Source organism: Helicobacter heilmannii (genome assembly GCF_001283065.1).
In the GTDB taxonomy this organism is placed as follows: Bacteria; Campylobacterota; Campylobacteria; order Campylobacterales; family Helicobacteraceae; genus Helicobacter; species Helicobacter heilmannii.
On the sequence record NZ_CDMK01000001.1, the window covers coordinates 771,687 to 795,989 of the forward strand.

At 48.5% G+C, this 24,303-nt stretch carries 30 protein-coding genes and 1 pseudogene; 17 read left to right on the forward strand and 14 right to left on the reverse strand.

The window, feature by feature from the left end:
* Genes rpmC through rpsJ form a run of 10 tightly spaced genes read right to left on the reverse strand, consistent with a single transcriptional unit; the run spans nt 1 to nt 4,623 of the window.
* Nucleotides 1-189 (reverse strand): 50S ribosomal protein L29, encoded by a 189-nt coding sequence (rpmC, locus tag AOG36_RS03810; RefSeq protein ID WP_053825498.1) that lies wholly within the window; start codon nt 187-189, stop codon nt 1-3.
* Nucleotides 176-601, reverse strand: a complete 426-nt coding sequence (gene rplP / locus AOG36_RS03815; protein ID WP_015106546.1) for a 50S ribosomal protein L16 — start codon at nt 599-601, stop codon at nt 176-178. The genes rpmC and rplP overlap by 14 nt, the downstream gene beginning before the upstream one ends.
* Nucleotides 602-603: 2 nt before the next feature.
* Complete coding sequence (gene rpsC / locus AOG36_RS03820) at nt 604-1,308, reverse strand: 30S ribosomal protein S3 (RefSeq protein WP_015106547.1); 705 nt, start codon at nt 1,306-1,308, stop codon at nt 604-606.
* Nucleotides 1,309-1,635, reverse strand: a complete 327-nt coding sequence (rplV, locus tag AOG36_RS03825) for a 50S ribosomal protein L22 (RefSeq protein ID WP_015106548.1) — start codon at nt 1,633-1,635, stop codon at nt 1,309-1,311.
* 32 nt (nt 1,636-1,667) lie between these two features.
* Nucleotides 1,668-1,949, reverse strand: coding sequence for a 30S ribosomal protein S19 (rpsS, locus tag AOG36_RS03830; protein ID WP_015106549.1), 282 nt, complete (start codon nt 1,947-1,949; stop codon nt 1,668-1,670).
* The gene (gene rplB, locus AOG36_RS03835; RefSeq protein ID WP_053825499.1) at nt 1,949-2,779 is read right to left on the reverse strand and encodes a 50S ribosomal protein L2; all 831 of its coding nucleotides are present in this window, start codon (nt 2,777-2,779) and stop codon (nt 1,949-1,951) included. The genes rpsS and rplB overlap by 1 nt, the downstream gene beginning before the upstream one ends.
* Before the next feature lie 9 nt (nt 2,780-2,788).
* Nucleotides 2,789-3,070, reverse strand: a complete 282-nt coding sequence (locus AOG36_RS03840) for a 50S ribosomal protein L23 (RefSeq protein WP_015106551.1) — start codon at nt 3,068-3,070, stop codon at nt 2,789-2,791.
* Nucleotides 3,071-3,072: 2 nt separating this feature from the next.
* Nucleotides 3,073-3,693 carry a 50S ribosomal protein L4 gene (gene rplD / locus AOG36_RS03845; protein WP_053825500.1) on the reverse strand — a complete coding sequence of 207 codons (621 nt, stop codon included), beginning with the start codon at nt 3,691-3,693 and terminating at the stop codon, nt 3,073-3,075.
* Nucleotides 3,693-4,277, reverse strand: coding sequence for a 50S ribosomal protein L3 (rplC, locus tag AOG36_RS03850; protein ID WP_053825501.1), 585 nt, complete (start codon nt 4,275-4,277; stop codon nt 3,693-3,695). The genes rplD and rplC overlap by 1 nt, the downstream gene beginning before the upstream one ends.
* Before the next feature lie 31 nt (nt 4,278-4,308).
* On the reverse strand, nt 4,309-4,623 hold the full coding sequence (gene rpsJ / locus AOG36_RS03855; protein ID WP_015106554.1) for a 30S ribosomal protein S10: 315 nt from the start codon (nt 4,621-4,623) through the stop codon (nt 4,309-4,311).
* A 136-nt stretch (nt 4,624-4,759) separates the two neighbouring features.
* Between rpsJ and AOG36_RS03860 the strand changes: the two genes are divergently transcribed.
* From AOG36_RS03860 to AOG36_RS08785, 12 genes are all read left to right on the forward strand, one after another.
* Nucleotides 4,760-5,812, forward strand: a complete 1,053-nt coding sequence (locus AOG36_RS03860) for an ATP-binding protein (RefSeq protein WP_015106556.1) — start codon at nt 4,760-4,762, stop codon at nt 5,810-5,812.
* Nucleotides 5,813-5,862: 50 nt separating this feature from the next.
* Nucleotides 5,863-6,951, forward strand: coding sequence for a flavodoxin-dependent (E)-4-hydroxy-3-methylbut-2-enyl-diphosphate synthase (ispG, locus tag AOG36_RS03865; protein ID WP_370696092.1), 1,089 nt, complete (start codon nt 5,863-5,865; stop codon nt 6,949-6,951).
* Nucleotides 6,938-8,137, forward strand: coding sequence for a 2,3,4,5-tetrahydropyridine-2,6-carboxylate N-succinyltransferase (locus AOG36_RS03870; RefSeq protein WP_015106558.1), 1,200 nt, complete (start codon nt 6,938-6,940; stop codon nt 8,135-8,137). The genes ispG and AOG36_RS03870 overlap by 14 nt, the downstream gene beginning before the upstream one ends.
* Before the next feature lie 107 nt (nt 8,138-8,244).
* Nucleotides 8,245-9,252: a tetratricopeptide repeat protein gene (locus AOG36_RS03875; RefSeq protein ID WP_231850715.1), complete on the forward strand. Its 1,008-nt coding sequence runs from the start codon at nt 8,245-8,247 to the stop codon at nt 9,250-9,252.
* A gap of 62 nt (nt 9,253-9,314) precedes the next feature.
* Nucleotides 9,315-9,761 carry a 50S ribosomal protein L9 gene (rplI, locus tag AOG36_RS03880; protein ID WP_015106560.1) on the forward strand — a complete coding sequence of 149 codons (447 nt, stop codon included), beginning with the start codon at nt 9,315-9,317 and terminating at the stop codon, nt 9,759-9,761.
* 2 nt (nt 9,762-9,763) lie between these two features.
* Nucleotides 9,764-10,306, forward strand: a complete 543-nt coding sequence (hslV, locus tag AOG36_RS03885) for an ATP-dependent protease subunit HslV (protein WP_015106561.1) — start codon at nt 9,764-9,766, stop codon at nt 10,304-10,306.
* Nucleotides 10,306-11,646, forward strand: a complete 1,341-nt coding sequence (gene hslU, locus AOG36_RS03890) for an ATP-dependent protease ATPase subunit HslU (protein WP_015106562.1) — start codon at nt 10,306-10,308, stop codon at nt 11,644-11,646. Before hslV ends, hslU begins: the two co-directional genes overlap by 1 nt.
* The gene (gene era / locus AOG36_RS03895; protein WP_053825502.1) at nt 11,643-12,536 is read left to right on the forward strand and encodes a GTPase Era; all 894 of its coding nucleotides are present in this window, start codon (nt 11,643-11,645) and stop codon (nt 12,534-12,536) included. Before hslU ends, era begins: the two co-directional genes overlap by 4 nt.
* Nucleotides 12,537-12,573: 37 nt before the next feature.
* A complete protein-coding gene (locus AOG36_RS03900) occupies nt 12,574-13,578 on the forward strand; it encodes a L,D-transpeptidase family protein (RefSeq protein ID WP_015106564.1) in 1,005 nt (334 codons plus the stop codon).
* Nucleotides 13,579-13,582: 4 nt separating this feature from the next.
* Nucleotides 13,583-14,971: a 4Fe-4S dicluster domain-containing protein gene (locus tag AOG36_RS03905; protein ID WP_015106565.1), complete on the forward strand. Its 1,389-nt coding sequence runs from the start codon at nt 13,583-13,585 to the stop codon at nt 14,969-14,971.
* A gap of 9 nt (nt 14,972-14,980) precedes the next feature.
* A complete protein-coding gene (locus AOG36_RS08780; RefSeq protein WP_084815789.1) occupies nt 14,981-15,643 on the forward strand; it encodes a hypothetical protein in 663 nt (220 codons plus the stop codon).
* 59 nt (nt 15,644-15,702) lie between these two features.
* Entirely contained in the window at nt 15,703-16,164 is a 462-nt protein-coding gene (locus tag AOG36_RS08785; protein WP_015106566.1) for a glycosyltransferase family 10 domain-containing protein, read from the forward strand.
* A gap of 442 nt (nt 16,165-16,606) precedes the next feature.
* On the opposite strand, the gene AOG36_RS03920 is transcribed toward AOG36_RS08785, so the two are convergent.
* The 3 genes and pseudogenes from AOG36_RS03920 to AOG36_RS09355 all read right to left on the reverse strand — a co-directional run.
* Nucleotides 16,607-17,038, reverse strand: coding sequence for a tetratricopeptide repeat protein (locus AOG36_RS03920; protein ID WP_015106569.1), 432 nt, complete (start codon nt 17,036-17,038; stop codon nt 16,607-16,609).
* 109 nt (nt 17,039-17,147) lie between these two features.
* The gene (locus AOG36_RS08990) at nt 17,148-17,420 is read right to left on the reverse strand and encodes a pirin-like C-terminal cupin domain-containing protein (protein WP_104691191.1); all 273 of its coding nucleotides are present in this window, start codon (nt 17,418-17,420) and stop codon (nt 17,148-17,150) included.
* A gap of 87 nt (nt 17,421-17,507) precedes the next feature.
* Nucleotides 17,508-17,633 (reverse strand): annotated as a pseudogene (locus AOG36_RS09355) (pirin family protein); the annotation flags it as partial.
* Nucleotides 17,634-17,749: 116 nt separating this feature from the next.
* Between AOG36_RS09355 and murJ the strand changes: the two are divergent.
* Both murJ and cysS read left to right on the forward strand, forming a co-directional pair.
* On the forward strand, nt 17,750-19,198 hold the full coding sequence (murJ, locus tag AOG36_RS03930) for a murein biosynthesis integral membrane protein MurJ (protein ID WP_015106572.1): 1,449 nt from the start codon (nt 17,750-17,752) through the stop codon (nt 19,196-19,198).
* 19 nt (nt 19,199-19,217) lie between these two features.
* Nucleotides 19,218-20,636 (forward strand): cysteine--tRNA ligase, encoded by a 1,419-nt coding sequence (gene cysS / locus AOG36_RS03935; RefSeq protein WP_053825587.1) that lies wholly within the window; start codon nt 19,218-19,220, stop codon nt 20,634-20,636.
* On the opposite strand, the gene AOG36_RS03940 is transcribed toward cysS, so the two are convergent.
* A complete protein-coding gene (locus AOG36_RS03940; protein WP_015106574.1) occupies nt 20,629-21,558 on the reverse strand; it encodes a hypothetical protein in 930 nt (309 codons plus the stop codon). The two genes, cysS and AOG36_RS03940, sit on opposite strands and share 8 nt — an antisense overlap.
* A gap of 89 nt (nt 21,559-21,647) precedes the next feature.
* Between AOG36_RS03940 and AOG36_RS03945 the strand changes: the two genes are divergently transcribed.
* The 3 genes from AOG36_RS03945 to AOG36_RS03955 are packed head-to-tail and all read left to right on the forward strand — an operon-like array spanning nt 21,648 to nt 24,299.
* Nucleotides 21,648-22,865 carry an outer membrane family protein gene (locus AOG36_RS03945; RefSeq protein ID WP_231850684.1) on the forward strand — a complete coding sequence of 406 codons (1,218 nt, stop codon included), beginning with the start codon at nt 21,648-21,650 and terminating at the stop codon, nt 22,863-22,865.
* On the forward strand, nt 22,865-23,551 hold the full coding sequence (locus AOG36_RS03950) for an ABC transporter ATP-binding protein (protein WP_015106576.1): 687 nt from the start codon (nt 22,865-22,867) through the stop codon (nt 23,549-23,551). The genes AOG36_RS03945 and AOG36_RS03950 overlap by 1 nt, the downstream gene beginning before the upstream one ends.
* Complete coding sequence (locus AOG36_RS03955) at nt 23,544-24,299, forward strand: hypothetical protein (RefSeq protein WP_015106577.1); 756 nt, start codon at nt 23,544-23,546, stop codon at nt 24,297-24,299. The genes AOG36_RS03950 and AOG36_RS03955 overlap by 8 nt, the downstream gene beginning before the upstream one ends.
* Nucleotides 24,300-24,303 lie beyond the last annotated feature (4 nt).

Sequence of the window (24,303 nt, forward strand, 5' to 3'; positions counted from 1 at the left end):
CTACGCCCTTAAAGCACTCAAAGCCGTAGAAATGCGGGCAATGTCTTTACGCACTGCACGGATTTCACTAGGCTTATTCAGTTGCATGGTTTTTAGCTTCACCCGCAATTCAAACAGATCTAGCTTCTTGGATTTCAGCAATTCTTGCAATTGCTTTGCATCCTTGTCTTTCAACTCAATAAACTTCATTTTCACTCTCTCTAGTAACAATTTTGGTTTTGAAAGGCAACTTTCTTTGTGCCAAAGTCAAAGCCTCCCTGGCTAAGCCCTCTTCAATGCCTAGCATTTCATAGACAATGCGTCCGGGTTTGATGTTCATCACCCATTTTTCTACAGACCCCTTACCTTTGCCCATCCTTGTTTCTAGGGGTTTAGCGCTTAAGGGTTTGTCGGGGAAGACGCGAATCCACACCTTGCCCGCTCTTTTGGTGTGGCGCGTCATCGCCACCCTCGCGGCCTCAATTTGGCGCGAGTCGATCCGCCCGTGCTCAACGGCTTTAATGCCAATGTCGCCAAAGGCAAGGCTCGCGCCCCTGTAGGACTTGCCCCGGTTACGCCCTTTCATTTGTTTGCGGTATTTGGTTTTTTTAGGCATCAACATAGCTATTCTCTCCCTCTTCTAGTGCGTGCTCTAGGGGCGCGCTCCTCGTTCTCTTCGCGTTTGTCGGCTTGGATGCCCTTATGCAACACTTCGCCTTTAAAGATCCACACCTTCACGCCAATGTTGCCATACACGGTGAAGGCCTCAGCAAAGCCGTAATCGATTTTCGCCCTTAGAGTGTGTAGGGGCACGCGCCCCTCCATATACCACTCGGTGCGCGCGATCTCAGCCCCGGCTAAACGCCCAGACACCCTCACTTTAATCCCCCGTGCCCCAGATTTCATGGCGGTTTGCATGACTTTTTTCATGGCGCGTCTAAAGGCGACCCGTTTTTCTAGTTGGGTTGCCACATTTTCAGCGCAAAGTTGCGCATCCGCTTGGGGGCGTTTAACTTCTTTGATATTGACCGCAATTTCTTTCTTAATCAAATTTTTCAAAGAAGTTTTGATTTTCTCAATATCCACGCCCTTTTTGCCAATGATGAGCCCCGGGCGCGCCGCGACCACGGTGATACGCAACTTCTTAGCCGCCCTTTCGATCAAAATCTCGCTCACGCCAGCGTAGTAAAGCTCTTTTTTAAGGAATTTGCGGATGCGATAATCTTCTTCAATGTTGGCGACCGCCACATTGCTGCTAGGAAACCAGCGAGAAGTCCAGTTGCGGTTAATGCCTAGTCTCAAGCCGATAGGATTGACCTTTTGTCCCATTTAGTGTTGCCCTCCCTTACCCACTTCGACTAAAATATGTGCGGTGGGCTTTCTAATGGAAGTGGCACGCCCTCTAGCTCTTGGCATGTGTCTTCTTAACACGGGACCTGCATCCACACGGCAGCTTAAAACCGCCACTTCTTTAGAGTCATGCCCGCCGTTATAAACCGCTGCGCTAATCACCCTTGAGAGCATGCGGGCGGCTTTGTTGGGGGTGAATTCTAAACGGGCGATCGCCACTTCGGCATTCATCCCTTGCACTTGCCTAGCAAGCAATCTTGCCTTGGTGGGGGATAGTCTAGTGTATCTTAGGGTTGCCCTACTCATTTGCCATCCTTTGTGTGTTGTCTTGCCATGTGTTATTTACCTATCTTTTTTTGCACGGTGCCTTTATGCCCCTTAAAAGTCCTTGTGGGGGCAAATTCGCCCAGTTTATAGCCCACATGGTTTTCTGTGATATAAACAGGGATAAAGATACGCCCATTATGCACGCTGTAGGTGAGCCCAATCATGTCGGGTAAAATGGTGCTTCTTCTTGACCATGTTTTAATGGGGCGATTGTCTTTTTTGGCTTTGTGTTTGAGAGTCTTGTCCATCAGGTGCTTATCCACAAAAGGACCTTTTTTAATTGACCTTCCCATTATTTGCCTTTCTTGCGTGAAATGATCAAGCGATCGCTTGCTTTTTTGCGTCTGGTTTTATAGCCTTTAGCTGGAGTGCCCCAAGGCGATACGGGGTGTCCGCTAGAGCCCGTTTTACCCTCACCACCGCCGTGGGGGTGATCGACTGGGTTCATGGCAGAGCCTCTTGTTTGTGGCCGGATGCCTCTGTGGCGGTTGCGTCCGGCTTTACCGATGTTCGTGTTGATGAAGTCCTCATTGCCCACCACGCCGATGCTCGCCATGCATTCGCTCAAAATGTAACGCATTTCGCCACTGGGCATGCGTAAGATGGTGTATTTGTCCTCCCGCCCCATGATTTGTGCGCTCATGCCCGCACTTCTGGCGAGTTGTCCGCCAGCCCCGGGGTGCATTTCAATGTTATGCACGATGGTACCAATGGGGATGCTTCTGAGTTTCATGGCAAAGCCGGGTTTGATGTCTAGCCCGCCCTCAGCCGCGATCACGATGTCGCCCACTTTCAAGCCACTGGGCTGTAAAATGTAGCGTTTATCGCCATCGGGGTAGGTGATTAGGGCAATCCTTGAATTGCGGTAAGGATCGTACTCGATCGTACTAACTTTGCCCTCAATGCCAAATTTATTGCGCTTGAAGTCAATGATGCGATAAAGCTTTTTCGCCCCCGCCTCTTTGTGGCGGCTGGTGATGCGTCCTTGGTTGTTGCGTCCGGCATGCACGGGGAGTTTCACCAAAAGTTTTTTGACGCTCGCTTTAGCGGTGATGTCGCTTGAGCTAAGGCCGCTCATAAAACGGCGGCTGGGGGTGTAGGGTTTGTAGGTTTTAATCGCCATATTCTGTCCTTATGCGCTCAAAGCGGTGATGTTTGCGTCTTTGGGGACTTTGACATAGAACTTTTTATAGCCATTGCGTTGCCCCATTCTGCCCTTAAAGCGTTTCACCTTGCCCTCTTGCCTGAGTGAGTTGATTTTCAAGGGCACAAAGCCAAAGTAATCTTTGAAGATCGCCTTGAGCTGGTTTTTGCTGACACCCATTGTGGTTTGTACCACAATCACCCCACTCTCTTGCATGGAGAGGGATTTTTCGGTGTAAAGAATGGATTTGATGTCTGTGATGTCTGCCATTCTCATTCTCCTTCATGTGCTTTAATGAGTGCCTCAAAGGCGGCTTTCTCCACCACCACTGCCCCAAAGGCGGCGATCCAATAGGCATTGACTTCGCTCGTTTCTAGCAAATAGCAATTTTTGAGATTTCTAAAGGCTAAGTAATTGCCCTCATCTAATGCCCTTGTGATGAGTAGGACATCTCTAAAGCCTAGGTTTTTCACAAAGGCTGACGCGTCCTTGGTTTTCTTGCTAGGGATGTCGATTTGATCCACCACCACTAAGTGATTGTTTAAAGCTTTTTGGGCTAGGGCGTATTCTAAAGCGAGCCTTTTTTGCTTTTTGTTGATTTTAAGATCGTAGTTGCGGTTGTTGGTCGCCCCGTGGCTCACACCCCCGCCCACAAACACGGGAGAGGTGATGCTACCAGCCCGGGCGCGCCCGCCGCCTTTTTGATTCCACGGCTTGCGTCCGCCCCCGCTCACTTCGCCCCGATTCTTGCTTTTAGCGGTGTTGGCACGGGCTAGGGCGCGGTAGTGTTTGATGTATAAATAAAGATTGTGTTCTTTAATGTCCTTGAAGCGCGCGGGCAAATCGAGTTGCCCAACTTCTTGGCATTGCTGGTCTAAGACTCTTGCTTTCATTACTTCCCTTTCTGGATGCTGATCCTGCCATAAGCCCCGCTGTAGCCGGCCACAGAACCTTTCAGCACCAAAATTTTGCTCTCTTTGTCGAAAGACAGGACTTCGTTATGGCATGTAACCTTCTCATTGCCATAATGCCCCGCCATTTTCTTGCCCTTTTGCACGCGCCCGGGCCACTCTCTGTTACCAATAGAGCCCAAACGGCGGTGGAAGCGGCTGCCATGTGCGGCTGGGCCCCCTTGAAAGTTCCAGCGTTTCATCGCGCCGCTAAAGCCACGCCCCTTGGTATAAAAAGTGGCTTTGATGCGCGCGGCGTTTTCTAAGGGCTCTAAACTCAAATCGCCCAGCTCTTGTGCCTGCCCTTGTAAAGTCGCAAAGTGGTTGAACTCTGCGCTCAAGTTATACTTTTTTTGTTGCCCTGCGATGGCTCTGTTCTTGGTTTTGTGCAGGGGGTAGGCGACTAATAGTTGCCCACCCTCTTTAACTGCGCAAACCTTGCTCTCAAGGATTTTTAGCAAGGTTACGGGCGTGCTGTTTGCACCCACAACACGACTCATTCCAACTTTTTGTACTAAGTATTCCATTTACTCTCCAATCAAAATTGCGTTTGAAGCGTTATTTCGCCTCCATAGAAGTTACTTCTACATCCACTTCAGGGGCTAAATCGAGTTTCATGAGGCTATCCACGGTTTCGGGTGTGGCGGCCATGATGTCAATGAGGCGGCTATGTACGCGGATTTCAAATTGCTCTCGTGAGTCTTTGTTGATGTGTGGAGAGCGCAACACAGTGTAACGCCTGTTCCTTGTGGGTAGGGGGATGGGACCCCTGATCTCTGAGCCAGAGCGTTTCACCGCCTCCACAATCGCCACTACAGAACGATCCAAAACCCTATGATCGTAGGCTTTGAGCTTGAGTCGTATCTTTTCCATTAAAATCCTTAGCAAATTTAAAAGCCCTAATTATAGGCTAAAAACCGTCCTAAGTCAAGGCAAAAGTGCCTATTTAGCGCAGCCCTCACTTTTAGTTTTATCCTTATTATAAGGATAAAATGCTTAAAATGTGCGTATGGATTTGGGGCTCTTAAACAACATTTTAGAAAACTCTTTAACCCAGGGCAAGAGTTTAAAACCACGAAACATACCCGCCACTCCCTCCACACTTTTTTATGGGGGGCCCAAGGCGGGCAAAAGCTCCATTGCCCTTTTAAATGTCGCCGCTCACAAACGCCCAGTGTTTGTCGATTGCACCGATGTGCGCTTGAGTTTAGCCGAGCTTGCCAAAGCCCTGCCCCTCTTTTGTCAAGATAAGGGCGTGGATTTACTCATTTTAAAACATCCCCCAAAGGACTTCCCTCTTTTAAATTTACCCACTTTCCTCACCCAAAGCACGCCCAAGAACGCCCCCAAGGGCTTTAAAATCCAAGCCATTTTGCCCCTAAGTTTTGCCGAGTTTGTGCGTTTTCTTAAGAAAGAGCCCAGCACACTTTTAGCGCGCTTTTTAAAAGAGGGCAATTTACCCGAACTGCTCTTTTGCCCTACCAGCGAAATCGCGCTTAAAAAACAAGCCCTTTGCGCCCTTGCCTTCAAAGACAAAACCCCGCTTTTTAAAGCCCTATTGCCCTACCAAGCTAGAAGCCTTAGCACCCACCATCTCTACACACAGCTTAAAAAAACCCTCAAAATCTCTAAAGACCATCTCTATGCCTTCATTGCCTTTTTGCAAGAGAGCCAAACTTTAATCAGTTTGCCAAGCCAAGCGCGCCCCAAACTCTACTTTTACGATTTCTCCCTGCCCTACGCCTTTAGCTACACCCACCCCTTGCCCCCCGTCTTTGAAAACATGCTCGCCTTAGAATTAATCCGCCATTTTGGCATGTCTCAAATCTCTTGCCATTCTAACGCCTTTTTAGTCGATGGCACGCATTTATGTCTCCCTAGCCCTTTTCCCACCTTAGAGCAATTAGAGCACACTCTGCCCCTGCTTTTGAAGGGTGTAGCAGGGGGGCTCAAGGTGTGGGTCGTAACAATCAACACGGCCTTAAAGGGAGCTTGCGGGGGGCATCAGTGGGAGGCACTTGGGTTTGTCCAATTTTGCCTACAAGTCTTGCCCACCCTTTAGCTCTATCTCATGCATTTTAGGTTAAACTCGCCCTTTATGCAAAGGACTTATTGATGCGCCCTCGTTTTGCCACCAAGCAAATTTTTATCAGCTCCACCCCCATAGGGGGCAATGCGCCCATCAGCACACAGAGCATGGCCTACAGCCAAACCTGCGACATAGAAGCCACAAAGGCGCAAATCGACCGCTTAAAGCTAGCGGGAGCGGATTTTGTGCGCGTGGCGGTGCGCCATAAAAAGGATGCAAACGCGCTGAAAGAACTTAAAAAAGTGGCCAGCCTGCCCTTAATTGCTGACATACACTTCCACCACCATTTAGCCCTAATCGCCGCTGAAAGCGTGGATGCGATCCGCATTAATCCGGGCAATATTGGCTCAGTAGAAAATGTCCGCGCCGTGGCTAAAGCCTGTAATGCGCGCAACTTACCAATCCGCGTTGGAGTCAATGGGGGGAGCCTAGAAAAGCCATTTGAGCTCAAATACGGCGCAACGCCAAAGGGGATGGTGCAATCCGCCCTTTATAATGTTAAACTTTTAGAGGATGTGGGCTTTAGCAATATCAAAATCTCTTTAAAGGCTAGCGATGTTGAGCGTACAATACAAGCTTACGAGCAACTGCGTCCTCTAACACCCTATCCTTTTCATTTAGGCGTTACCGAGGCGGGGAGCTTGTTTCACTCCAGCATTAAAAGCGCGATGGCTTTGGGGCATTTACTAAGAGAGGGCATAGGCGACACCATGCGCGTGTCTATCACGGGCGAACTTGAAGAAGAAATCCGTGTAGCTAAGGCGATTTTGCGCTACAGCGGGCGGCAAAAAGAGGGGATCACCTTCATTTCTTGCCCGACTTGTGGGCGGATTGAGTCTAATTTAGTCGCTTTAATGGCACAAGTGGAACAACGCCTCGCGCACATTAAAATCCCTTTGGATGTGAGCGTGATGGGCTGTGTGGTGAATGCTTTAGGCGAAGCCAAACACGCCGACATTGCGATCGCCTTTGGCAAGAAAAGCGGGCTCATTATCAAAAAAGGGCAGGTGATCCACAAACTCCCCGAAGACCAACTACTAGAAACCTTTGTTAAAGAAGTACAAGACTTAGCTAAACAACACCAACACGAGGACGGCCATGCAAGACTTTAAACACTTTGCAGATCAATTCCACAATTCTCCAAACTATAAAAAACCTCTCGCCTTTGGGATCGCCAAAATCCAGCATGGACAAGCAAGTTGCAAGCCCCTTTGCGCGACCTATCCCGTGTTAAATTGGGGTGAGGCACTCGGGGCGTATGCGGTGTTTAAGGAGGCGAGCAAATCCGCCCAGCCCTTAAGCGAGAAAGACAGCGAAGTCATTTATGGGGTGAGTGCCGCTTTTATCCAACACGCCCTAGAACTGTTTAAACCCTTTTTGGCCGAGAGTTTGAGTGGGGATCAGCACCCCAATATCCAAGTACTCTTAGAGTTGCAAAAAGCCCCGCTTTACACCCAAAGCCCCACACAAGAGAGTTTACATAACTACCACTTCGTGGTGCTCTATGAAGACGCGCCCTGCCAAAGCCTGCAAACCGCCTACATGAAACTTCTAGCCCTATCCCTAGGTAAAGCTCCACTAAGAAGCCTCAATTTAGAGGGCATTTTTGGGTTGCTGCCTAATGTGGCATGGAGCGGCAATAAAGCCTATGAGCTGGAGTATTTGCGCACTAAAGAAATTACGCTTAAAGTGCAGGGCACTTACCCGTGCATTGACTTTATAGACAAATTCCCCCGCTATCTCATGCAAGTGTTGCCTGCCGTGGATAATATCCGCTTGCTAGACACGGCGAAAGCCCGTTTTGGGGCATATCTTGGCAAGGGCGGTTACACGCAAATGCCCGGGGCCAGTTACATTAACTTCAATGCGGGCGTTCAGGGGGCGTGCATGAACGAGGGGCGGATCAGCTCATCGGTGCTTGTGGGCGAGGGCACGGATATAGGCGGGGGGGCGAGTGTGCTAGGCGTGCTTAGTGGGGGCAATAGCGAGCCTATCAGCATTGGTAAAAACTGCCTGCTTGGGGCTAATTCAGTTTTAGGCATTAGCCTTGGCGATGGATGTATTTTGGACGCGGGCATTGGGGTTTTAGCGGGGACAATTTTTGAAATCGCCCCCAAAGACTTAGAGAAATTGCAAGAGATGAACCCCGGCTTTAAGCCTAAAGAGAGCGGACTTTACAAGGGAAGGGAGCTATCGGGGCTAAATGGCTTGCACTTTAGGCAAAATAGCCAAAATGGCAAGATGTGCGCGATGGTAAGCAAGCGGCACATTCCGCTAAATGTGAATTTACACCACTAGGGGGCGTTATGCGCGCTAAATTGTTTTTAGCATTGTTAGTATTTGTGGGCTTTTTGGTGGCAGCAGAGAACATCCCACAGGGTGCAACAACCCAGGGGGCGCAAAATATGCAGGGAGCACAAAATGCACCCTCTCAAAACGCCCCTTCCCCAAACGCCCAAGCCCAGCCCCCTACGCGCTTTGCCCCCACCACTCCTGGCACGCCACCCCCACGCACACAACCACCCATGAACGACCGCTTAACCCCCCCCACTTTAGCCCAGGATGCGCTGAGTGCCGGCATTAGCGCAATCAAGGCGGCGGATTATAAAAGCGCGTTTCGGCTCTTTGTCAAGTCCTGTAATGAGGGCAACCCGGCCGGCTGCTTTGCAGTGGGCACGATGTACGCCAATGGGGTGGGGATACAAACCGACCCAGAAAAAGCCACCCGCTACTATGAGTTAGGCTGTAGCGGAGGCGATGCGAGTGCGTGTGCGGACTTGGCCCAAACTTATGATTACAAACAAAACCCCACCCCAGATGACAAAGAAAAAGCCGCGCAACTTTACGCCGTGGGCTGTTCTGGGGGCAGTGTGCTCGCGTGCAATAATTTGGCGTGGATGTATGCCAATGGCGTGGGCGTGCCTAAGAATTACTACAAAGCCCTAGATTATTACAAATACGCTTGCGAAAATGGGAGCGATTTGGGCTGCTACAATTTAGGCTTGATGAGTAATGTTAAAAATATCTATGGCATTGACAAGGCAAAACTTAGCGATGTGGATTTGAACTACTTGGCCTGCAATGCGGGGGACATTCAAGGCTGCGCGAATTTGGGCTGGATTTACACCAAGGGCACGGAGGGCGTGCCTAAGAATAATTTTTACGCTGCCAAGTATTTCCAAAAGGCTTGTGAGGGGGGCAATTTGTCTAGTTGCAATAATCTGGGCGTGCTGTATCAAAAGGGCTTGGGCGTGCCACAAAACGACCAAAGGGCTTTAGATTTATTCTCGTATGTATGTAACTATGGCCTGCAATCGGGGTGCGACAATTACGGGATTTTTAAAGAGAAACTCCTGCAGACAAACCCCAATTACGGGCGCTTGTTCCTGCCCCTAGACCCCAGTTTGCGTTAAAGGCATTTTAAACCTAGTGGCTCTATAATGGGGGTTTTTTAAACCAAACTCAAAGGATTTTCATGCAGGTTTTGTTGTTAAAAGATGTGAAAAATTTAGGCAAGGCGGGTGCGGTTGTGAGCGTGAAAGACGGCTATGGCAATAACTTTTTGCTCGCCAAGGGCTTAGCGAAACTGGCGACTAACGATGTGATCCGCCAATTTAAAGCCACCGCTAAAAAACGCGCCGAACAAGAGGCGCAGGAATTGGCCGACAAAGAAGCCCTAGCCAAAACCCTAGAAAATATCACGCTTAAAATCACTAAAAAAGTCGGGGCCAATGGCGCGCTCTTTGGCGCAATCACTAAAGAAGAGGTGATCGAAGTCCTGCAGGCTAGCCACCCAATTGAGCTAGACAAAAAGACCCTGGAGCTCAAAACCCCCATTAAAAGCACAGGGCTTTATGAAATTGAGGTGAAACTGGGCCACGGCGTGCATGGCGTGTTAAAACTGGATGTGGTGGCTGAGTAGCAATGTTTCACGCCACCACGATTTTAGGCTATAAAACGCATTTTGAGGGCAGGGATTACGCCATTATCGGCGGAGATGGGCAAGTGAGTTTCAATAACTGCGTGCTTAAAGGCAATGCTACGAAAATCCGCACCCTGCACCACGGGCAAATTTTAAGCGGATTTGCAGGCAGCACCGCCGATGCCTTCAGCTTGTTTGACATGTTTGAGCGCATTTTGGAAGGCAAAAAGGGGGATTTGTTTAAAAGTGTCGTGGATTTTAGCAAGGAGTGGCGCAAGGACAAGTTTTTACGCCGCTTGGAGGCGATGATGATTGTGCTGAATAGACAATCGATTTTTATTCTAAGCGGCACGGGCGATGTGGTGGAGCCAGAAGATGGCAAGATCGCGGCCATTGGTAGCGGGGGCAATTATGCTTTAAGTGCTGCGCGGGCTTTGGATAAATTCGCCACCCTAGAGCCTAAAACCCTCGTCGAAGAGTCGCTGAAAATCGCGGGCAATCTTTGCATTTACACGAACCAAAACATCAAAATCTTGGAGCTTTGATGGAAGACCCACAGAAGTTAAATTTAACCCCACAAGAGATTGTGGAGTATTTAGATGGCTACATTATTGAGCAGCAAGACGCTAAAAAGATGATCGCCATTGCTTTGCGTAACCGCTGGCGGCGTTTGCAGCTGCCTAAAGAGTTGCAAGAGGAGGTTACACCTAAAAATATTTTGATGATCGGCTCTACGGGCGTGGGTAAAACCGAGATCGCGCGGCGCATGGCCAAGATGATGGGGTTGCCCTTTGTGAAAGTGGAGGCGAGCAAATACACCGAAGTGGGCTTTGTGGGGCGGGATGTGGAGTCGATGGTGCGCGATCTAGTCGCTGCAAGCGTGCATTTGGTGGAGATGGAGGAGAAACAAAAGAACCAAAACAAGATCGAAGACTTGGTGATCGAGCGGATCGCTAAAAAGCTCTTGCCCCCCCTGCCTAGCAGTGTGAGCGACACCAAAAAAGAGGAATACGCCTTAAACTTTGAAAAAACTAAAGAAAAAATTAGAGGCGATGCCCTTGACAACCAAAAGATCGAAATCGAGCTAGACAAGCGCACTTTAGAGGGGGATTTTAATGTCCCCCCTGAGATCATCAAGGTGCAGGAGAGCTTGACCAAGATTTTAAGCAAGGGTACAGAGAAAGTCACCAAAGAGATGACGATCAAGGAGGCCAAGGAGGCCCTGCGCCACGATGTGTCCCAAGCCATTTTAGACATGGAGAAAGTGCAAAGAGAGGGGCTAGAGAGGGCACGCCAATGCGGGGTGATCTTCATTGATGAGATCGATAAAATCGCGGTGAGCAGCAAGGAGGGCGGGCGGCAAGACCCTAGTAAAGAAGGTGTGCAACGAGATTTACTCCCCATTGTGGAGGGCTCTACGATCCAAACTAAATACGGGGCACTGAGCACGGATCATATTTTATTCATTGCGGCCGGGGCGTTTCATTTGAGTAAGCCTAGCGACCTGATCCCCGAGTTGCAAGGGCGCTTCCCCCTAAGGGTGGAGCTGGAGAACTTGAGCGAGGAGATCATGCACGAGATTTTAACCCGCACCAAAAGCTCGATCATCAAGCAATACCAAGCCTTGTTGCAAGTGGAGGGTGTGGATTTGGTTTTTGAGCCCGAGGCTTTAAGAGAGTTAGCCCGCCTTTCGTATTTGGCAAATCAAAAGACAGAGGACATCGGGGCACGCCGGCTACACACCACGCTAGAAAAGGTCCTAGAGGACATTAGTTTCAACGCCACAAGCTACAGCGGACAACAGGTCGTGGTGTCCAAAGAACAAGTGAGCAAAAAGCTCAAAGACCTTGTAGAAGATGTGGATTTAGCCCGCTTTATCCTATGACTAAAGCCGGGTTTATCGCACTCATTGGCCGGCCTAATGCGGGCAAAAGCACCTTGATCAACGCCTTATTAGGGGCCCATTTAGCCTTAACTTCGCACAAGGCCAATGCCACGCGTAAAATCTTCAAAGCCATCATCCCCTATACAGACAAAAGTGCCACGGAGTGCCAAATGGTGTTTTTAGACACCCCGGGGCTATGCACCCAAGAAAAGCTTTTGAATAAAATGATGGTGGCCCAAAGCCATAGTGCCTTTGAGGGCTGCGATTTGGCGGTGTTTGTGGCAGGTATTCATGACTCGTTAAAAGCCTATGAAGAGTTTTTAAAGTGGAGCGGCAGCAAGCCACATCTGCTCGCCTTAAACAAGATAGACACCGCCACCAATGTCCAAGTTTTAGAAAAGCTAGCCTCCTATGCGCCCTATGGCGGGCATTTTAAGGCACTAGTGCCCATCAGCGCGCAAAAGGGGTGGCATTTAAACGCTCTTTTAGATGAGGCGGCTAAGCTTTTACCCAACACGCCCTTTTACTACGATCCGGACATGCTCGGCGACATCCAGATGCGCGAGATTTACGCCGAGATCATTAGAGAGCAGATTTTTAAATTCCTAAGCGATGAAATCCCCTATGAGAGCGCAGTTGTGGTGCAAAGCGTGCAAGAGCAAGAGTCTATCGAGAAAATCCAAGCCCAGATCATCGTTGCCAAAGAGAGCCAGCAAAAGATGGTGATCGGCAAGGGCGGGGCGGTGGCAAAAAAGATCGGACAAGAGGCACGCCGTAAAATAGAGGGCTTGATCCAAAAAAAGGCGTTTTTGCGCTTGGAGGTGGTGGTGCAGAAAAATTGGACTTCCGTGCAAAATCAGCTTAAAAAAATGGGCTATGTGGTAGAATAGGAAACTCTTTTTGTCATCTTCTATTTTAAGGGTTAGCATGTTTCAACGAAAAGCGTTTTTACGCTCTATTTTTGTAGCGATGGCTTTAGCTGTGGGGGCGCAGGCGGACACTTTGATGGGCTTTGTCAAGGCCTACCACGAAAAGGGCATCGAATCCATTGAAAAGCTCTTGCAGTCCTATTTGGGCGAAAGGGCGTTTTGGGAGGACTTGTTAGAAACCAAGGACACCACCTATGGCTACTACGAGGATTTGAGCTATCTGTTCTTGATCAATAAAGCCAACCCCAAACTGGAGCTCTACCAGATGGGCGGGGAGAAGATCACTAAAGTGGACACCACCAAAGCCCTAGTGGGCTCTAAAATTGGGGTGAAGATGAGCGAGGGGGACAAGGCGACTCCCATAGGGGTGTATCAAATTGTAAAAAAAATCGCCCCTCCCAGTGCCTATTACGGCCCACTCGCCCTTGTTACAAACTATCCTAACCCCCTAGATGTGGTGTTAAAACGCACGGGACATGGGATATGGATCCATGGCATGCCCTTAGATGGCAAGCGGGGCAATAACACCAAGGGTTGCATTGCCATCAACAACAACGCCCTTAAAACCTATGACAAAATCATCCATGGTAAAAAGTCTATTTTAATCGTTTATGAAAACAATCTGCCTCACGCCAGCAAAGAGGAATTGGCCACGATTTTAGGCGATCTGTACGCGTGGCGCTCGGCGTGGGCGCGGAATAATTTGGTGTCCTATTTGGAGTTTTACGCCCCTGACTTTAAACATGTGAGCGGCATGGACATTAAGAGGTTTGAAAAATTCAAAACGAAAATCTTTGCCAAAAACGAGGATAAAATCATCCGCATTTCAGGGATTAACATCACACCCTATCCCACCAGCAGAGAGGACAAGCTCTTCCGTGTTGCCTTCAACCAAGACTATGAAGCCTATAAACATAAAAAGCTCACCTACAGCTCACACGGACTTAAAGAGCTGTATGTGCGTTTAAAAGGGCGTAAAATGCAAATCGTGGTGGAAAAATAGCCCCTTGATTGAATTTGTCTATGTCAAAGACCCCAAGTACCCGCTAGTCGCTCCCCACGAGCATATCGCGGTGTTATCCACCCCCACGCCCACCGATTGCGTGGTAAGCAATGTGCCTTTAAAGGGGGCCAAAAGAGTTGCGCCTGAGATCAATTTTCTCGTTGAAAACAGCACCCAAAGTCCCCTAGAATTGGCCGCGAGCTTGTCTTTGATTTACGAAGCGCATGGCCTGCAATTTGACTTCGCACCCACTGAAAACAATCTCCCCTTAGAAGTCTTTGCCTACAACTCCAACATTTGCCAATACCACCAGCGGCGCGTGGAGTGCTGTGGCAAGTGCAGCGAGGTGTGCCCCACACAAGCAATCACCAAGCTAGACCTAGAGATTGCCAAAGAAAAGGGGATCGAGTGCTTGGACAACCGCCATTTAGAGATCAAACCCCAAGATTGCATTGATTGCGGCAAGTGCATCGCCGTGTGCCCGAGTGGTAGCTTGCGTTACAACGCCTTGAGCCTAGAGTGCATGCAAGCTATTGCCAAACTTTACAAGGGCTATATCCCCCTAGTTTTAGACATCAACACAGACCACCCCACCACCCCCCTTAAAAAAGAGGTGTTGCCCCTAAGCCTAAATGCTAATATCTTGGAGCAAACCTATTTACTCACACTCTTGCAAGAGAGTGGGGCGCAAGTGGTGCTATACGCCAAAGAGTTAGGCGTAGGCACGCTAGAGAGCATCACCTTACTCAATGGCATTTATGAAAAAATCTACCAACAACCCGCAATCTTGTGTGCTTTTAACCCCGAGGAGCTTAAAACCTGCCTAGAACAGGCGCAAATTTTAGAGCATACCCGCTTTAGCCCCCCCACCACCCCCACACACACCAAGCGCGATCTATTCGCCAAACGCTTGGCGCACATGGTGGGCGATGGGGACTTCGGGCAAGTGGGCTGTGGGAACTTTATCCGCTATGGGCATATTAAGATTTTTGAGAGTTGCACGCTTTGTTTGGCGTGTGTGGGGGCGTGCAACACCAACGCCCTAAGCATCGATGGTAACAATTACCGCCTGCTTTTCAACCCCTCCTTATGCACCACCTGCGGGTATTGCGTGCCCACCTGCCCTGAAAAGTGCCTTGAGCTAGAAAGGGATGGCATCGCCTTGAAGCCTAGCTATTTTAGCCCACAGCTGATGGCTGAGGACACTTTATTTTCTTGCCGTATGTGTGGCAAGGCGATGGGGACAAATAAAAGCGTTCTTAAAATCGCTAAGTTTATGGAGAGTCGTTTTCAAGGCGACAAACGCCGGATCGCGAGCTTGTATGTGTGTGCCGATTGCAAGGTGAAGGTCATGCTTGAGGACATTATAGATATATCCGCCATTTTGCGCTAGAGGATTTGTATGTTTGCCCCGCTTTTAGATGCCTTCATTGAGTCGACCCACCTGCCCCACCCCATCCAGAAAAAGCCCCTAGCATTGGGGATCAAGTGGTATGCAGATCACGAGTCCTTTAAATGGTGTTTGTTCTACGACATCCTAAGCCACCAATACGACTTAACCCTAGAGTCTGAAAACTACACTTGCTTTTTAAGCGTGCACCACCGCTCTTTAGAAGATTTGGCCTTTATCCTTAAAATCCCCACCAAACGCCTGGTCTACATGGGCGAGAATGAGCGCATTGACTTCAATGTCTATGACTTTGGCATGGGCTTTGACGACTTGGAATTTGGCGAGCGTTATTTACGCCTACCCCTTTACTACCAAGCCTTATGCTCTCTTGCCAAACAGATCAATGCTTATAGCAACTCCCCCTTTCAAAGCGTGCTCACTGCCGATATCTCTAGCCACATCTATTTACCCCATCATCCACAAGACCCCTTTTGCACCACCTACCCGCAAATAGATGGCCTCGCACGGGAACAAAGCGACCCACTTAAAAGAGGGTTTGCTAGCTTCGTGGCCTCCAACCCCAATGCACCCGTAAGAAATGCTTTTTACCAAGAGCTCAAGCACTATCATCCGGTTGCGGGGGGGGGGGGGTATTTAACACGATCGGGCATTTAGTCCAAAACAAGCACGAATTTATCAGTGGGTATAAGTTCAACCTGTGTTTTGAAAACTCAATGGGCTTAGGCTACACCACAGAAAAGATTGTAGACGCTTATTTCGCCCACACCATCCCCATTTACTGGGGCAACCCTGAAGTGGCTAAAGATTTCAACCCTCAAAGCTTTGTCAATATCCACGACTTTAAAGATTTCAAAGAAGCCCTAGATTTTATCCGCTATTTAGACACCCACAACAACGCCTATTTGGATATGCTCTACGCACACCCGCTAAACACTTATAAGGGCAAACCCCAATTTTACAAAGATTTGAACTTTTCTAAGATTTTAAATTTTTTGCAAAACGCTTTAGAGTGTCCGCAGGTTTACCACGAACAAAACAACTTGGTAAGTCCCATTTACCAGCTTCAAGAGGGGGATTTATATTCCGGCCGCCAACACCTAGCTCTAGCCCTTAAAAAACTCTTGGGCAGAACCAGGCAAGTGTTTAAACGCCTTCCTCCCCACAGCCTTTCCTAGCGTGTGCCAGCAAAGCCCCACGAGAAACACCGCTTGAATTAGAAGCAAGCCCGTAGATCTTTAAAATGCAAAGAGGGGAATGCGCCAAGCCCAACGCCCACAGCAAAGCATTTCTTTCTTACGGGTCTTTAAAATTCTATAAAATGTGATCAAACTCCACAACACTAGAGTTTCTAGATTCCTGGCAACCAGTCTAGCGCACTCTTGTTTTTTGCGTGCTTGCCCAATGTTGGTTTTGTTTAACAAAACTTGGGGCTTATGGGGCAAGCAACCCGATAAAATTTGCAAGGCCTTATGGCGTTGCTAGAATTTAGCTGCTGTTTTCAGCCCCTTATTGTTTGAAAACGGGACACTAAAGCAAGAAAGACCGCGGGCATCAAGTCAATCCAAGCAGAGGAGCTTAGCTCCAACCCCTTATTGGCTTTAGAAAAAGGAGGATGGGTCAATGTTCTTTGTGGGCGATTCTATCTAAAGCGGTTTGGGCGATGAAGTCCCCCATTTGGGCAGCTTGCTGGTAGTGTTCTTTGGCTTTTGCCATGTCTTGTGCTCTGTCGTGTCCGTATTCATAAAAGACCCCTAAGGCGTGGTGCGCCCGCGCATCTCCCATTTTGGCAGCTTTTTGGAAATACTCAAAGGCCTTCGCAAAATCCCTATCTATCTCTTTGCCACAACAATAAATACCCGCCAATTCATAATACCCTATCGCCTCTCCGGCCTCTCCAGCTTTGAGGTAAAACTCCAGTGCTTTAGCTATATCCTTGTTGTTGTGGGCGATTTTTGCTGTGTTGAGGTAAATGATCCCCTCCGTACCCTCAGATGCATCAACTTTTTCAATCGAATGAACTTCCGAATAAACTTCTTTTATTTTGACCAAAAAATCTCCTTTGTGTTTTATCAAAGACAAGTCTAATTCTAGCAACTTTTTGGGTTTGAATCATTAAAGCTCTTTTAAAGATTCTCAAAACATCCCAAGCGCGTGTCTCTTATGGCTTGCCCGATCTCCCTTGTGTATTCATTACAAAGGGCCAGTAGCCGACCACGGGCTCATTTAAGGGCGCACCTGTGAGCATCAGTGCCTTCGCCTTTTTAAGACACGGACGATCGATACGCGTCCTTCCCTTTTGGAAGGCGATGAGCTGTTCTTTGTGCGCACGGTGCTCTTCTATCTTCGCCACCCCATCCAACACCAACACCAAAATATTATAGTTTTTAGCCACATCTAAATGCAAAACACCCCCTCTCTCACACCTGCACATCCCATAAATTGATCGCAGAAAAGGTCGTGGCCCGGACCATTTACACCTTTTAACTCCCCTGCCCTCTTTAGCAAACTTCTTTGAGTGGAACTCTTGGTGCACAATGCCAGAACCGGCTCTTCTACTGCACATCCACAGGAGCGATATCCCCCCACCCGAATCGGCGTGCTCCACTTCACCTTGGTAGGCGATCGTAACGGTTTCAAAGCCCTTGTGGGGTTTATTTGTTCTGTTGTGTGCGCCCCTCTAGCCAACGATCAAAACACCCATTGCCCCATCTTCAACCCCTTTTGTGTAGAATACAGGCAACTTCAGCAATAAGGGTTTTAGTGCTTAAAAAGTTCTTTTTAACAAACAGCTCGGGGATTTTGTGCTCTAGAGTGGCGGGGTTTGTGCGGGATTTGCTGAGCGCGTCCGTACTTGGCAGCGGGCTTTATAGCGATATTTTTTTTGTGGCGTTTAAGTTCCCTAATCTCTTTCGGCGCATTTTTGCCGAAGGGGCGTTTAGCCAAAGTTTCTTGCCCGCCTTCATTTCTAGCCGCTACAAGGGGGCGTTTTTGCTTGGCATTTTTGGGTTGTTTAGCCTGTTCCTATGCGCCCTTGTGCTGATTGTGTCGCATTTTCGCTTGTTTTTTACGAAGTTGCTCGCCTTTGGCTTTAGCCCGCATGCTATCGAGCTGGCTAAGGACATTGTGGCGATCAATTTTTATTATTTGCTCTTGGTGTTTTGGGCGACCTTTTTTGGCGCGCTCTTGCAGTATAAAAACCACTTTTGGGTGAGTGCCTACCACACGATTTTATTAAACTTGGCGATGATTTGCGCCCTCGTGTGGCATAAAAACGACCATTTCTTAGAAGTGGTGCGGGCGTTGAGCTATGGGGTGCTTTGGGGGGGGTGCGCCCAGGTGTGTTTGCACTTTTACCCACTCTATAGACTTGGCTTTTTTAAACTCTTTGGCATAGGCGCGTATAGTCTGCTGCACGCTAGCCCCGCCCAACAAGCCGCCATAAAACAAGAGCGCAGACACTTTTTTAAGCAGTTCTTCCCTAGCGTGCTAGGTAACTCGGCGAGCCAAATTTCTGCCTTCATAGACACCTTATTGGCCTCTTTTTTAGCCACGGGCAGCATTTCTTATTTGTATTACGCAAACCGCATTTTCCAACTGCCCCTAGCCCTCTTTGCTATTGCCACTTCTACAGCACTCTTTCCCACCATTGCACGGGCGATTAAAAATAACGACAGCGACAAAGCCATAACCCACCTCAAACAGGCGTTTGAGTTTCTAGCCGCCATGCTGCTCATCTGCACGCTTGGGGGGGTGTTCTTGGCTAAGGACATCATCGCTTTGTTGTTTGAAAGGGGGCAGTTTGGGGCGCAGGATGCCGCCCAATGCTCTAAGGTCTTTTGCGCCTATTTAGTGGGGCTTTTGCCCTTTGGGGTGGCTAAGATTTTTGCGCTGTGGCTATATGCCCACAAAGAGCAGGGCAGGGCGGCCAAAATCGCGCTCATTTCTCTAATTTTTGGCACGCTCTGCTCTCTAGCCTTAATGCCCTATTTGCACGCCAGTGGGTTAGCCCTCTCTAGCTCGCTCTCTGGCTTTTTGCTCTGTGGGCTTTATCTTAGGGCTTTTGGTTTTAAGCGTTTTTTAGGCATGATTTCGCTTTCTAAATGCGCCTTTTTAGGTTTGCTCTTAGGCTTAGAAGCCGTAATCTTAGCCCTATTTGTTGGGGTGTTACAAACCTTCAAAGCGTGGATTTTTTTACACCACTTATTTTAATCCCAAAGGTTTTACAATGATTTATTTATTTGACAGCCACCGCAAGCAAAAATGCCCCTTCAAGCCTTTAAAAGCCCCAAATGTATTGATGTATGTATGCGGGCCCACGGTCTATGACTATTCCCACCTAGGGCATGCAAGGAGCGCGATCACTTTTGACCTTCTTAGTCGCATGCTGACTTTAAGCGGGTATCGGGTGCATTTGGTGAAAAATTTTACGGATATTGATGACAAAATCATTGCCAAGGCCATCCAAAAGAACACAGACATACAGACGCTCACCGCGTTTTTTATCCAAGCGTATTTGCAGGACATGCAGGCTTTGGGGGTGGCTAGGGCACATTTAGAGCCCAAGGCGAGCACGCATTTAGAGGACATTGTGCAGATGGTGCAGGGCTTATTGACCAAGGGCTTTGCCTACCAAACCCCCAATGGGGATGTGTATTTAGACACCAGTTTAGACAAAGCCTATGGGTCTTTGAGCGGGCATTCTTTAGAGCTTGAGAGCGTGAGCCGCATTGAGGACAACCATGAGAAAAAACATCCACAGGATTTTGCCCTATGGAAGGCGTATAAGGGCGAGGGGGATGTGGGTTATGCTAGCGCACTAGGTAAGGGCAGGCCCGGCTGGCACATAGAGTGCTCGGCAATGATTAGGGTAAGCGGGGCCTACACCGACACGCCCTATCAAATAGACATACACGGCGGGGGCAACGATTTATTCTTCCCCCACCACGAAAACGAAGCCAGCCAAAGCCGGTGCGCCTTTAACCAAGAGTTGGCGCAGTTTTGGGTGCATAATGGCTTTGTGAATATCTCGGGCGAAAAGATGAGCAAGAGTTTAGGCAACAGCTTTTACATTAAGGATGCACTGAGAACCTACGATGGCGAGATTTTGCGTAATTACCTGCTGGGCGTGCATTACAGCGCGATTTTAAACTTCAGTCCCGAGGATTTGGTGAGTCAGAAGAAACGCCTAGACAAGCTTTATCGCCTTAAAAAACGGGCATTAGAGCTCGCGCATGCGCCCAGCACAGCTGATGCCACCTTCACCCACGCCCTATTAGAGAGCATGCAAGATGATTTAAACATTTCTAGGGCCTTGAGTGTGCTCGAAGAGCATTTGCACCTTAGCAATGAAAAACTAGACAACACCACGAATAAAGTGGATAAAAAGCACGGGGCTAGCCAGATTCTCGCTGATTTACTCTTTGTAGAGAGTTTGCTAGGGCTTGGGGGCAAAGAGCCCAGCGTGTATTTTCAGCTAGGCGTGGATGCTGAGCTTAAAGAATACATCAACACCCAAATCGCTTTGCGTCAAGAGGCCAAAAAGGCCAAGGACTTCGCAAGAGCAGATGCGATAAGACAAGCTTTAAGCCAGCGGGGCATTGCCTTGATGGACACGCCAAGCGGGACTATTTGGGAGAAAATCATTTAAGCCTTAAATTCTCTAGGAATTTGGGCGTGAGCGTGCTTAAGCGGATGGGGTAGGTGTTGTGCGGGTCGTTCGTGCTTTGGTTGTAAAAGACCTGCCCGCCCTGCGCGTAGCGTTTGAGCTCTAAATCTCCCCCGAAACTCTCAAAGTTTAAAGCAATGGCCGGGGCATTAGCAGGCTTAAAGTGCAACTCCACATAAGGGTCGTGTGCGCTAAAATCCACAAATCCCGTCCCCTGTATGCAAAAACGCCCCCTTGGGCGTTGGAACTTTTGTATCTGCACGCATTGCTCCTTGGGGCTGTGGGTGGTGCTGATGGTGTAATCACCCAGTTTGGTGCTGCGGGGGGCTTGCGCGCTTGGGCTTTGGGGGGCTCTTGGGAGCGTGGGGGCGAACTCTTTAGGGGACGCATAGGTGGGGGTGGCAGGGGTACTTAAGGTGGCTAGAAGTTTGTCGTTAATTGCACCCATGGCGTAGATGGGAGCGGTGGTTTCATAGGTGGTGGACTGGTTTAGAGGGGCTAGGCTCGTTAAATAAAAAGTGCCATGCTTTAGAGCAAAGCTCAGCGTGTAGCCCGTGTCTTTGGGGGCCATGGTGGGGGTGGCAGGGGTACTATTCACTAATTCTAAACGCAACTTACCCTGCTCTTTTGAGAGCTTTAGGGAATTAAACCCACGCACACAAAAGCCCTTGAAGAGTTGTCCTTGATAGAGCACACCCACACAAGCCCCCTTCTTGCTGGGCACTTGAGCTAGAGCCCCTATGAGCGTGTAGGGCGCAAACTCTAAATGACTGGTGCTAAAATGCGCAAGCTGTTCGGGTTTTTGTGCGTTTAAAAACTCTTGCAACCAAGTTTTGATAGTTGGGGTTGGGCTAGCATGCAAGCTTAGGGCGCAACAAATAAGCGCAAATAAAAAACGGGGCATGGTTATCCTTTTTAAAAATCTCTATTATACAAAAAACCCATTTACACCCACTTTTAGGTATAATGAGCCATTTTATGTTGGGATGGTGTATGCGCCGCTGTCTTTTGGGTTTGTCTTTTTTAATGTCCCCCTTGCTTGCCACCGATATTCGGCTCGACCCCTTTGGCTACTTAGGGATGATTTACAGCCAAGGCTTAGAGCACAATGGGCACGGGTATGTGGGCTTTGATGCTCGTGTGGGGACAAACTTTGCCTTCAACAATGGGTGGGCATTTGGCATTGGGGCAATCGGAGCGTGGAATGTGTGGAGCCGCAATAGGAAGTTCCAACCCATTCTCAGCATTGGCAATGTCCTAGGCCGTGTGGAGGGCAATATGCTCCCCTATTTAAGCATGGGCGACATTTCAGACGCGTATGTCAAATACGACACCAAAAGGCTTAAGTTCGCTTTGGGGCGTTTTGACACCAACTTCGTGGATTTTGATTGGATCCAGGGCAATATCCAAGGAGCAAGCTTATATATGCACCGCTATGATTGGACTTATTGGGGCATTTTCATGGACTCCATGCTCTATAATGGCTACCAAGGCAACGACTTGCAAGGCCCGCGTATTGCCACCGGGATCAATGCCTTAGCGTCCTTTGACCCCGTGTCTAAGAAAAAATATGTAGGTGGGGAGGTCTTTGCCTTTGGCACAAGCTATGAACACAAGGGCTTTAAAATCTCGCCCTTTTTCCTTGCCGACTCACACTTGCCAATGGTGCGCACGCCCTTGATCCAAGTGGGCTTTAAATTCCAATACTTCGCGCAGCTGCCCAAAGGTTTTAAGTCTTATACAATCGTGCATGGTATTTACCAGCATGGCAACACGGACGCGGTTAGGGGCAATGACGAGGCGGGACTGGTGATGGTGGATCAAACTTTCATGTATAAAATCCTAAACTTTGGACTAGGCGTTTATGGCGTGCCTGCGCCGAATAAAAAGGGCTTCTTTTGGTCTTTCAACGATAAAACGAAGTTTTATGGCCGTGGGATCAACGCGATGGGCGTGCCCGCCATTTACTTTGCTAATGCCACGATCACAGGCTATATTTTTGGCGGGCTAAAGACTAACCGGGTGCGCATGGACGCGATGGTCGCCTTTGGGGATTACCAAGAGTATTCGTTGATGACCAATTACAAGGTGTGGCAGTCCAAACAAATGATCTTAGACGCGGGGCTAGGCTATGTCTATTCTTACTCCAATAAAGTGAAAAACACCATAGGCAACTCCTCCTTTGTGCTTTTCACGAAGTTTTCTTATTGATGCTTGTTGTCGAAAATTTAAGCAAAAGCTATGGCTCTAAGGTGGTGTTGCACGGCATAAGTTTTACCCTTGAGAGCACTCAGATTGTGGGGCTTTTGGGCGCAAATGGGGCGGGCAAGAGCTCGCTGTTAAAAATTTTAGCAGGACTTTTAAGAGAACATGGTGGGTCTGTGAGCCTACATGGGCAACCTATAGGGCTAGAGAGCAAGAAAATCACCGCCTATTGCCCCGATCGCCCTATTTACCCGCAAAGCCACACCGCCCACGATCTCTTAAGCTTCTGCGCCGACTTCTTTAGCGACTTTGACAAGGATAAGGCTTTGGGCTTGGTAGAACGATTTAAACTGCCCCTAGATTTGCCCTTTAAATCTCTCTCTAAAGGGCAAAAGGAACGCCTACAACTCATTTTCACTTTAAGTAGAAAAGCACAACTCTTTTTATTTGATGAGCCCTTGGGTGGGATCGACCCCCTGGGTAGACAAGAGATTTTGGATTTAATCACACAAGAAAAGGGGCAAGAAAGCACAATACTCATAGCCACGCATTTGGTGCACGACATACAGGATTGTTTAGACAAGGTATTATTTTTACAAAATGGAGGGCTCGTTGCCTTTGAAGACAGTGCCACGCTTAAAGTAAAGCATGGCAGTGTGGAGCAGGCATATAAGGATTTAATGCATGTTTAAGATCTTTAAGCACGATTTTTTGGAGAACTACGCCCCCATTGTGGGGATACAGGTGTTTTTGATTTTTTGTTGGGTGTTTTTGAGCCAAAAGGAAGGCAATGTCTTGGTGTTTTTGATGGCAAATTTCTTTTTATTTTTAGGCAGTGGGGTTTTGCTCGTGCTGATTTTTGCCGCTGCAGTGCGCTCCACACAACAAAAACTCTTTGGGGCAGAAGGGTACTTCACCTTTAGTCTGCCCTTAAGCATAGATGTGATTTTGGGGGCAAAAATTGCCGTCAATCTCACTTGGGTACTCCTAAGTATGGTGGGCTTTTTTTTGGCGTTGTTTTTGGCATATCTGTGCCACACCAAAGCCCCCTCGCTTAGCGATTTAAGCCCGCAGGGTCTGCCCTATGTCTTAAACGCCCTTGGGCTATTCTTGCTCTTTTGGTTGCTCTTGTATTTAAAACTGCTCTTGGTGCTGACCTTGTTAAACATAGGGCGTTTTAAACGCTTTGCCAAGCTCACCGGGCTGGTATTCTTTGTGGGGCTTAGTTTTGTGCTCTCTATACCCTCGCAAATTTTGCAAAAGTTCCTTTTAAGCCCCAAAAATGCCCTTTTGCAAGACAGTTATTTGGCCTTTTACGCCAATTACTTTTTCTTAGACAAAACCACCACCTTATTATTTTTAGGGCTAGAGTTTTTCAAGGTGGGGGTGTTGTACGCCACCACTCGTTGGCTCTTGGTGCATAAACTTGCATTAGAATAGAAGA